The sequence below is a fragment of the Vulcanisaeta sp. genome, assembly GCF_049966235.1.
In the GTDB taxonomy this organism is placed as follows: domain Archaea; phylum Thermoproteota; class Thermoprotei; order Thermoproteales; family Thermocladiaceae; genus Vulcanisaeta; species Vulcanisaeta moutnovskia.
In genome coordinates, this window is sequence record NZ_JBMFVA010000055.1 from 1 (window position 1) to 2,053 (window position 2,053).

The following is a 2,053-nucleotide window of genomic DNA, read 5'->3' on the forward strand; positions in this document are numbered from 1 at the left end:
ATTATGCTGCTACCGAACTGCCTTTGGCAGTCTTTAATGACGCAAGTAGTATGTGGTGGCCCATTTTAGCTGAGAACTGGACAATAGTTCCGGAGAATCATACAATAATTATTTACCTTAGGAGAAGCTTGTATTGGTTTAATGGTTCAGCAACAATACCATTCACTGCATGGGATGTATATGCTTACTTCTACATTGAGGATAAGGCATTTCAATCATATGCACCTTTCATGCAGCCTCAATACGCTGATGAATCTATAAGGGTAATTAACAATTATACGATACAGTTTTTATTCCAAACCTGGTCACCAATAGAATGGATACTGTTCATTACGGCTAGTATACCTACTCCATGGCCAATCTGGAAGTCTGTAGTTAAGGTGCTTCAGGGAATGAACTCATCACAAGCACTAGTATATTCAACAAATATAACTAGGATGAATACACCGTATTGGGGAATATTCCCCTACTACTTATCCTACATTAGCACATCAAGCCTTAAAATAACCCTAGAACCCCAGGGTCTTTTAAGCGAGTGGCTTACACTCTTCCCATTAGCATCATGGAACTACTATGATCCAACCTTTGAGGAATTTTTCACGGGTAGCCAATATGTGGCAGCAATGGTTGCCCATAAGGCTACATGGGCTGGTGGATCAATGTCTATTAAACAAGTTGCACTACTGAATAGTAGTGGATTCAGCGCATACTTTGCACCAGACCTATCAGGTTGGGGTATAACGTTTAACCCTCATGTATATCCATTCAATATCATTAAGTTCAGGCAAGCATTATGCATGATATTTAACAGAAGCGCTGTTGCTGCAGCATGGGGATTAAATTACCCTAACTATTACCCTCAACCAGTGGCGCCGGAGACCATTGACATATATCCATTAAGCGTTAGACAATTCCTAATACCATGCACATACAATACTACAAGCGCCGCCCAAATCATGCAGGGTTTAGGATTTAAGGAAATTAATGGATTCTGGTACTTACCTAATGGTACTGAATTATCAATTGAGGTTCTTGCACCAAGCGGCTGGATTGACTGGGATACGATGGCTTCAGAAGCCATAACGCAAATGCAGGCCTTCGGTTTAGATGCTAAATTAATAGCTCAGGATGCTGGAGCATACTGGGGTACTACAATACCTAGTGGGCAATATGTTGCAGCATTATCATGGACTACAGCCTTCACTCCATCGTACTATGCTGCCTGGGAAGCCCTAAGCTGGCCTTGGTGGGCTTTTGGTAATGCCATTTCCGCTAATGTTCCTGGTAGTGATACTTGGCCTTTCCAGTGGCCTAATGGTACATGCACACCGGTTACTGCGCCGGCTTCGCTTAAGTTACCGAATAATACGATTGTTTGGTGTGTTAACTCAACCTTCGGCTACATTAACTTAACCAACTGGCAAAACTATTTTAATGCAGCAGAACCAGGTAGTCAAAATTACAATACAGCATTAGCAATCATATTCGCATGGTACCATTACTTCGTACCAATAGTACCTTTAGCAGCTAAGATCGATCCATTCACCTACCTCACACCCATAGCTGATCCAGATTGGATATACGATTGCTTGCCTTATGAAGTACCATTACTATTGGTCTCAGCGAACTGGTACACATATGGTGCAGTAATACTAGAAATGTTTGGTGCTATAGCACCAAGGGGTGTTGTTCCTCCTTTGGCTGAGGCTATTGCTAATGGTTCATTATGGTTGAAGTATCCTCAGATTGCTAGCTTCATAGGTTTACCAACGCCGGATACCTCAATACAGCAGTGTGTTGCCTCGTACTTCCATATACCATATACTCCAGTAACATCAACTACTACAACAAGCACTACTACGACTACCACCACTTCAACATCAACTACTTCAACTAGTACCACTACGACTTCAACAAGCACCACTACGAGTACTACGACGACTACAACCACATCAACCACTACGACCACAAGTACTACAACAAGCACTACCACGACCACTGCCGTGACTACAGCAACAACCACAGTAACCACTACTGCCGTGAGCACAGTAAC

General features: G+C 42.5%; 1 protein-coding gene. It reads left to right on the forward strand.

Features of this window, described 5'->3' with window-relative positions:
- Window positions 1-2,053: ABC transporter substrate-binding protein (locus tag ACP5L5_RS11640; protein WP_428763985.1), on the forward strand; the 2,053-nt coding region annotated here is incomplete at both ends.